Annotated in this window: 1 protein-coding gene; it reads left to right on the forward strand. The window is 69.3% G+C overall.

Annotation, left to right across the window (positions count from 1 at the left end):
- Nucleotides 1-124: 124 nt before the first annotated feature.
- The coding region (locus EN850_RS34640) for an HTH domain-containing protein (protein ID WP_136093008.1) at nucleotides 125-339 on the forward strand (215 nt) is incomplete at its 3' end.

Raw genomic sequence — 339 nt, forward strand, 5'->3', positions numbered from 1 at the left:
CGGGAACGGGCGGCGTGGTACAGGGAGATCTGGCGTGAGGACATGGCATTGCTCCTTGCGGTGGGTGGTGAACTGGAGGCCATCCTGGGGCACTATTGCGGACGACTTCTGTCCTCGATCCTTCATGCGCCATACCGCCCATCGACTGCTGCGCCTGATCGCCCTGCTGCAGGCCCGCCGCCAGTGGTCAGGGGCCGAGCTGGCCGAGCGCATGGGCGTGGACCGGCGCAGCATCCGGCGTGACATCGAGCGGCTGCGCGAACTGGGCTATCCGGTCCGGGCCTCGTCGGGGGTCGGTGGCGGCTACCAGCTGGGGGCCGGGGCACCGGTACTGCCGAT

The organism is Mesorhizobium sp. M8A.F.Ca.ET.207.01.1.1 (assembly GCF_004794715.1).
Taxonomy (GTDB): domain Bacteria; phylum Pseudomonadota; class Alphaproteobacteria; order Rhizobiales; family Rhizobiaceae; genus Mesorhizobium.